The 8,118-nt window shown below is 42.2% G+C and carries 4 protein-coding genes and 2 pseudogenes; all 6 read right to left on the reverse strand.

Annotated elements, in window-relative coordinates; all coding sequences use genetic code 11:
- Positions 1-417: pseudogene (locus tag AC1DXC_RS27105) on the reverse strand (glycosyl hydrolase); the annotation flags it as partial.
- A 19-nt stretch (positions 418-436) separates the two neighbouring features.
- A complete protein-coding gene (galA, locus tag AC1DXC_RS27110; protein WP_477462309.1) occupies positions 437-3,316 on the reverse strand; it encodes a beta-galactosidase GalA in 2,880 nt (959 codons plus the stop codon).
- Positions 3,317-3,623: 307 nt separating this feature from the next.
- Positions 3,624-3,854, reverse strand: coding sequence for a hypothetical protein (locus tag AC1DXC_RS27115; RefSeq protein ID WP_477462310.1), 231 nt, complete (start codon positions 3,852-3,854; stop codon positions 3,624-3,626).
- Between the two features lie 208 nt (positions 3,855-4,062).
- Positions 4,063-5,724, reverse strand: a complete 1,662-nt coding sequence (locus AC1DXC_RS27120) for an alpha-L-fucosidase (protein WP_477462311.1) — start codon at positions 5,722-5,724, stop codon at positions 4,063-4,065.
- 112 nt (positions 5,725-5,836) lie between these two features.
- Positions 5,837-7,402, reverse strand: a complete 1,566-nt coding sequence (locus AC1DXC_RS27125; protein WP_477462312.1) for a glycoside hydrolase family 43 protein — start codon at positions 7,400-7,402, stop codon at positions 5,837-5,839.
- A 61-nt stretch (positions 7,403-7,463) separates the two neighbouring features.
- Positions 7,464-8,118: pseudogene (locus tag AC1DXC_RS27130) on the reverse strand (hypothetical protein); the annotation flags it as partial.

Genomic DNA, 8,118 nt, shown 5'->3' on the forward strand with positions numbered 1-8,118 from the left:
GCAGATATTGAATGCGGGCGAAAGCATTACAATCTTTTTACGGGCATTCGCTTCCTCGCCTAAAACTACGCCATACCTGTTGGCCATTACCGGGTTCCAGGTAGCGGCAATTGCCGAGCCATTTGGTAAAAATGTGGCGGAATCGGTTATCCAGTTGGCCGAAGCCCAATCAAAGCGCTTTATCTCTTCGCGTACACCCAACGGGCCATCATCGCAGGTTAGTTCCGGGATACCTAAACGCGGCACGCCGCCCGATGAAAACAACGCATTGCCGTGAAGCATTTCTATTTTTTCGTCCAGCGTCATTTTGCTGACGATGCTGTTGATCTGCGTTTTAAGAGCGGCCTCGTTTTTGTTTTGCGCTGAAACTCCGCCGGAAAGAAAAAGTGCAATAAAACAGGTTATTGTATATTTCATAAATTTTTTGGATGTAATGTTATTTATCGGCTGCTGTAATTTGAACAACAGCTGCTTTTAAACCTGGCGAAGTTGCTTTTAATATTATCTGGCCTGGCTGCCCGGTCGATTGTACAATAACCTGGGCGCTCCCGTTAAATAGCTTTCTTTTATAAGGCGCAGCCGGATAAAGCAGCTGTATTAAGCCGGGATCGGTATTAACGCCCGACCAGACATTCGCTTTAAGCAATGGCGTAGCCACAATAGCTATGGTATTGTGGCCCGGGTGCAATAATGAGGCATCCAGTTTAAATTCAGGGCTATCGCTACTCTCCTTAATTTCCTTAGCTATCTGCTTACCGTTAATATAAATGCTTTGCACTTTGCCAATATTTTTACTGAAAAATGTAGCGGTAGCTGCTGCAGCATCAGCGGGAATGGAAAAGCCAGCCCTATAAACCAAAGCTTTTACTTTTTGCCCAAAATTATCATCCCGCACATCTTTAAATGCGGTTTGCCAACCGCTGTAGTCATAATCTTCCGCTACTTCGGCCTTTACGTTTAAATCGTCAACAAATTTTTCCTTTAAATTGCCAATACTTACCAGGTTAACCCGCTCTACATATTGATCGGGTTCAAGCGAAGTTTGATTTCCGTTGCCTACGCCTATAATTTTACCAGGTCCCTCAATTGAAAAACCAACCTCATTTTCGGCCGTTGGCACGCCCAAAGCATTTTTATCAGCAGACTGCACGGCAATTATGGCAATATCCTTTCCATCGGCTTTTATTGTCGCCTTGTCGGTCTGTAGTTTAATTTGAGCAGGCACCAAAGTAGTTTTAACAATATCGCTACCTGCTTTTACACCTTTTTTGTAGCCAATGGCTTCCAACGTTCCCGGTTGATATTTTACCTGCCATTCCAGGTGCCCGTTTGGTTCCATAACTTTTTTACCGAGACTTTTTTTATTCAGAAAAAGTTCAACTTCGTCACAATTACTATAAGCACATACCCTTATTTCCTGGCCTTCTTTACCTTGCCAGTTCCAGTGCGGCAGCAGGTGTACTACGGTTTGATCCGTCCACCATGATTTCAAATAATAATAATCGTCTTTAGGAAAGCCACAGGCATCAACCATGCCAAAATAAGATACTACCGAAGGCCACCCAAAAGGTGTAGGCTCGCCGCGGTAATCAAACCCCGTCCATATGAACATACCCGCCAGGTAGGGCCGCGCCGCATAATGTTTCCAGCCTTGCTCCAGGCTATAAAAAAACTCATTTTGCTTTCTGTCATATGCAACAAGTTGCTGCTTACCCATATCATCCTCATAAATTCCTCGTGAGGCCACGGTCGATCCTTCCTCGGTACCCCAGCTAAACTGGTTGGGGAATTTTTTATGTTGTTCGTCGGTATTTTTAGTTGCTACATAATTATAGCCCAGCACCTCTATTTCTGTTGATATTCCATTGCCAATGCCGCCACTTATAGCTGCTGTGATATAACGGCTCGAATCAATAGATTTGGCAAAGGCCTGCATTGTAGCGGCTATACGCGCTCCGGTAATACTACCTTCAATACCCCACTCTTCGTTCCCTATCGACCAACTGATGATACTGGGATGGTTTCTATCGCGCAGGATCATCCTTTTCAGATCATTTAGTTCTGTAGATGCTACGCCCATTAAACGATTCTCATCTATAACCAGCATGCCCAACCTATCGCAGGCATCCAGCAATTCGGGCGTTGGCGGATGATGTGAACAGCGATAGGCATTGCAACCCATACCTTTTAAAGTACGGATCCGAAAGTCCTGTAAAGCATCGGGCATGGCAGCGCCCACACCGGCATGATCCTGATGATTATTGGTTCCCTTTATTTTAACGTGTTTGCCATTCAGAAAAAACCCTTCATTGGCATCAAACCTGATGGTGCGAATGCCAAATGTTGTTGTATAACGGTCGGTAACAGCGCCATTCTCTTCAACGGTGGTAAGCAACCTGTGTAGGAAGGGGGTTTCTATCGACCATAGCTTAGGATTGGTTATAGATAAAACGCTTTTAACATCCTGCGATGTAAAAGGCATCAAAGTAAGCCCCGTCGCTTTGCCGGTAGCAAGTGTTTTACCGTCCGCGTCAACAATAGTTTGCGTTACACTAAAGCTCCTTGCTTTTTTATCGCTATTAATAATCGTGGCCGTTGCACTAACATCGGCAATATTGTTTTTCACCAGGGTTGTAACAAATGTTCCGTTGGTAGTAATATGCAACCGGTCGGTTTTATTGATCCAAACATGCCGGTAAATACCGGCACCTTCATAAAACCAGCCTTCTTCCATGGTTGCATCAGCCCGTACTGCTATAACATTATTACCACCATAGTTCAAATATTCAGAAATATCGTACTCAAAGCTATTATACCCACTGGGCTCGGTACCCAGGTAATGTCCGTTGACCCAAACTATGCTGTTACGAAAAACACCATCGAAGGCTATGGATATATGCTTACCCATATCGGTGGCCGGTACAACAAAAGTTTTACGATACCAGCCCACGCTGGCATCAGGAAAGTTCCGGCCGATTGCCTTCGATCCGTGGCTTGCGCTACCCTTAGGACTAAAAGGCTGTTCAACCGCCCAATCATGCGGGAGGCTAATTTTACGCCACCCCCTATCATCAAATCCTGGCGATGCGGCGCCGTCGCCATAGCCGGTTTTAGCGAAATAAGAAAAACCTCCTGTTCCATTATAATAGTCCTTTGCCGGATCATAAGCATGCCCTAATGCAAAGCGCCAGTCATTATCTATACACACGTGTTCGCGTTTTGATGCCGCGACCGAAGTCTGCGCATAGGTGGCTATTTTTACCGTTGTCAGTAACAGGATACAAAAGATCCCTTTTATTATATATTTATTTCTCATTGTCAATTGACCTGCGCTGGCAAGTCCGATAATCCTAAAATGTTGTATAATCTTCTCTTCGATACTATTTATTTGCGGCCGTAATTTTCACCAGTCCCTGGTTTAAGGCCAACTTAGGATTCCAGTTCGCGGCAAGGGCTGTTCTCGGAGGAAAGCACGTTGACGAATCAATAGTCCAACCCGAATAACCCCAGTACTGCCTGTTAATCTCAGTAGTAACACCATGCGGTCTGCATTTTTTGTTTTAATTTGTTACCTGTTTAACTGCGTGGGCCAGCCCATATCCACATAGTGCGTAGTTGAAATCTTATTTTGAAAGGTAACGCATCCCATAATGCTCTAAACATTTTTGAGTGAAGTTCTTAATAAGTGCCAAGCCCTCGTTAAATATTCTTTTCGATTCAGGCGATATGCGAGGGTTCTTGAAGAAAGCAGGGTGCTCCTTCAGCAAAATACCGATCGTTTCAAAATTCTCTATCAAAGCTTTAATTTCACTTTCATCTAATTGAGGCGCTTTTGAAATAATTTGATCTTTCATATTCCTATTTTTTAATACTATTTAGAGCTAATTGAATATATCAGTTTGAACTTGCGGAAACATGCCGGTATCACTAATCAACTCCTATTCGCGACACCGGCAGTTTTAGTGTAATTATCCTGGATAATTTAACGATCGTTGGATCAGCGTTACTTGTATTCTGCTTTAATGGCATTTGGAACACCCTGTTCAAGCACCTTACCAAACTTTACGAAAAAATCTTTATCACATTTGCATAATTTAAATCATCAGAAGTTCTTCCCGATAAAGAAACGGTCAGTCCATTTTCATTTCTTTCAAATGGTAGAGACTGCTTAGTCGGTAACCATTCAATTTTTTTAATTTCTTTTGGAAAATGTACACTGTTCTTTGCAAGCGTTTTTATAACCAGTTTTCCATCCTGAGGCCAACCCATAGCTGTGGCATAAAGCACATCGTCCTTAGTAACAAAGCGAATATCTTCATGAGTAAATGGTTTCGCTTGCCCTTCATTAAAACCAGGGCCGCTTAGTTGCTTAGATGTTTGTTGCGCACCACTTTCACCAAATATTTTCCACGGTCTTGTACCGTAAATACTTTCACTGTTTAATTTCATCCACACACCTATTTCTTCAACGATCTTCCTTTCTTTTTCGTCGATGCTGCCATCACCACGAACAGGAATGTTTAGCATCAAGTTTCCATTCTTACTCACAATATCAACCATAGTCTGAATCACCGTTTTTGAAGTTTTATACCTGTTGTCGTTGTATACGCTCCTATTGTAATGCCAATCGCCAATACAGGTATCGGTTTGCCAGGGCAATGGTTGAATTTCGTTTGCCTGCCCCCTCTCAATATCCCAAACCATTGCTTTGCGTTGGTTCTCATTCAACATTTTTCCATTAAGAACAGCACGAAGTTCTCCATGCTCTTTAATGCTCTTATTGTACAAGTGAGCTGCGATTTTCAAGCCTACATCACTGACAGGCCATAAGGGCAATTGCGAATCATCGAAATAGACTACATCAGGATTGTATTTGTTTATAAGGTCAATTGTACGGTTGTAAAATTTTTCAATGTAGGCCGTGCTTAGCGGGGATACGCCATTTCCCCAGCCCCACTGCCCGTGAATGGAATTATCATCCAGGCTGTCTTTACTTAAAGGATGATTTTGTGCATAGAGTTCCTGCGGATCCAATCCTTCCCACCATTTTCCTTTTCCATCTGCCTTGATAAGTGTTCCATCATAAGGAATGCCCGCATAGGTACCGGTTTTATCTGAACGTTGTGCAGCTTCAAACCAGCGCCATGCATGCGACGCATGAATACTCACACCAAAAGGAAGACTATTATTTTTTGCAGCTTTTGCCCACCCTCCAATCAAATCTTTTCTTGGCCCTATCTTAGTTGCGTTCCAATGCTTTTGATATTTACTATCGTACAAATCAAAATTGTCATGATGATTGGCCATCGCCATGAAATACTGTGCACCCGCTTTTTTATACAAGCTCACTAATTCTTCAGGATCCCATTTCTCCGCCTTCCATTCATTGATCACATCTTTGAATCCAAATTTTGACGGATGGCCGTATTTCTCCAAATGAATTTTGTATTGCCCGGATCCTTCCTGGTACATTCCTCTTGCATTCCAGTCGCCGGATTCAGGCTGGCATTGTGGTCCCCAATGTGCCCACATTCCAAACTTTGCATTACGATACCATTCAGGTGTTTTATAATTCTCCAACGATTCCCATATGGGTTTAAATGGGCCATCAGCGATGGGTTCACTTAAATATTGTTCACCCCCCAAATTATTACCCATAACCCGGGATAACCATAATGAAGGCAGTGTTGCAGCCATTCCTTTTATTAATGTTCTACGTTCCATTGATATTTAAATTTTACAAGTTTTTGAATTAATACATCTCCATCCCCTATATAAACTGAGAAGGCGTTTAGTTATGCTCTTCAAGCATCAACCTGTCAGGCGCTGAATCTTATCATTGAATCGTGCCCGTAATATGAAAGAAATCAAAATCTACATATCCGCCGGTATTCTTTGTTGCATAATTAAACAAGGCAAAACGATACCCCATAAAATGCGGGATGTCGTAGGTCATTTTCAATGTATTTCCAATAGGATTCCACACTTTTCCATCTATGCTGTACGAGAATTTAGCTTCATCTTTTTTATTGGTAAAATCACAATCAATTTTTAAGTAAACGTAGCTTTGTGTCAAGGGAACTTGCTGTACTTCTATAGGTTTACCTGAACTGGCATTGACCATTACGATTAATTTTTGACCATTTTCGAACTTTACTCCAACCTGTCCGAATTTTTTTTGAAAGGCACTTAATCCAGCGAAATCACCTTCTTTCATTTTGGAAACATCCAATAAAGTTGAACCCGTGCATATTGGGCCGATCGTACGTTGCGTTAATGTATTTCTTGCCTGTACAAATGAGGTGTCGATTCTCGCTGTTTTTAGTCGGAGATATCCCTTTCTTTCTTGTATTGACCAAAGTTTGTTATCCGGATTATGATTCCATTGCCATACTAAGGGAAGTGCTGCCTGTCCTTTTTGTCGCTTGAATTCATCAGAAGCAACCAAATTCGGAATCAAACCCGTACTGGCTGGCAGGGCTAATGTATCCGGGGCTCTGCCATTTTCTCCTAATATGGGCCAGTCGTTTTCCCACTTTACAGGAACCAGATAGGGAATTCGGCCAACAGAACCAAAATCGCGGAAAAGATAAGAGAACCAGCGTCCGTCTGGCATGTCGATAAGTCCACCCTGAGCAATTCCTCTATCCTGAAAGCCAACTTTTCCTTCCCAGGGGCCGTTGATATTATCTGCCCTATGTATAACTACAGTTCGGTTTTTACCGCGCGGGGCGCAAATATTAAATAGATAATATTTCCCATTTATTTTATATAATTGAGATCCTTCAGCTGCAAGACCCATGTCGTTTCCTGCTGGTGCGTGGGCGTTTTCGATGAGAACCCTCTCCGGAACGCCTGGTTTAACTCCTGTTAGGTCCTCATTTAATTCAACAATTTTAAGCCTGTCCGCACCATAAATTAAATATACCTTGCCATCATCATCAAAAAACAGAGAATGATCATGATATGCTGGTTTAAAGGAAATTCTTTCCCATTTTCCTTTTTCTATATCTTTCGTTTTAAAAATATAAGTTACACCTGTGGTATATGCAAAAGTGGTTACATAATACATCCCATTATGGAAGCGCAGACTGCTGGCCCACGAACCCTTGCTGTATGCATTTTTACCTTCGGTCAAATTTAGCTCCGGCATATCGACCAAAGTATCATAGGCATAGTTGATGATTTTCCAATTGACAAGATCTGTAGATTTCATAATGGGCACACCCGGGCTCATGTGCATTGTTGTACTGCTCATATAATAATTTTTACCAACCCTGATCATAGACATATCTGGCACATCGGCAAAAATTAATGGATTGGTTGCTTGTTGTGCATGAACATTGTTTGAGCCAAACAGGCAACTTAAAAGCGCAACACCGGATAAAAACGTTTTGATCATTAGTCGAAAAAAAATGGTGGATGATTTATTGAACCTGTTTAACATCTGAATGCAGCCGGACTTAATAAAATTTCCATTCATCAAACAAAAAACCCTCTCCTTTAAATACAAAATAGATATTCCCTGTTCCTTTAGGTATGTTCAAGGCTATTTGCTTTGATAGCGTGGTCCAGTCCTTCGTATCACATATAAGGGAAACAAGAGCAGGGCCTTTAAGATTATTTACATAAACATCAATTCTACCTTTTCCTTTCACCCGGGCCTCGAATTTGACAGGAACCTGTTTGCTAAAATCGGCTCCCCGAACCATGAGGCATTGTTTATCTACGGTTCCTTTGGCAACCATATTACCCACAATACCAACAGTATCGAACTGAACGCGCCCCGAAGTGCCTGCAGTAGTTTCTGCTTGCTGAAGAACGAACGGGTTTAATAGGGTAAGTTGTGACGTACCTTTAAAAGTTGCGTTGACCATGGGGAAAGTCACGTCATTTGCTTCATCCACCGGTATGGGCTCGATACCCACATTACGAAAACCACCCTTAGTATCAAAATAATCCTGTAGATACATGGCATGGTAAGCAAGGTAATATTTCCCTTTATACTTGAACACGTGACTGTGATTGTTTGTCATAGGACCCACGTTAACTTCGCCGGTATTCTTAAAGTAATTATCGCGATACTTCCAACTATCCTTATCTAAGGGTGTTTTACTC

The sequence above is a fragment of the Mucilaginibacter sp. P2_D11 genome, from assembly GCF_056404435.1.

Coding starts and splice junctions, on each gene's coding strand:
- galA (WP_477462309.1), bottom strand. CDS start 3,316: ATGAGAAATAAATATATAATAAAAGGGATCTTTTGTATCCTGTTACTG.
- AC1DXC_RS27115 (WP_477462310.1), bottom strand. CDS start 3,854: ATGAAAGATCAAATTATTTCAAAAGCGCCTCAATTAGATGAAAGTGAA.
- AC1DXC_RS27120 (WP_477462311.1), bottom strand. CDS start 5,724: ATGGAACGTAGAACATTAATAAAAGGAATGGCTGCAACACTGCCTTCA.
- AC1DXC_RS27125 (WP_477462312.1), bottom strand. CDS start 7,402: ATGATCAAAACGTTTTTATCCGGTGTTGCGCTTTTAAGTTGCCTGTTT.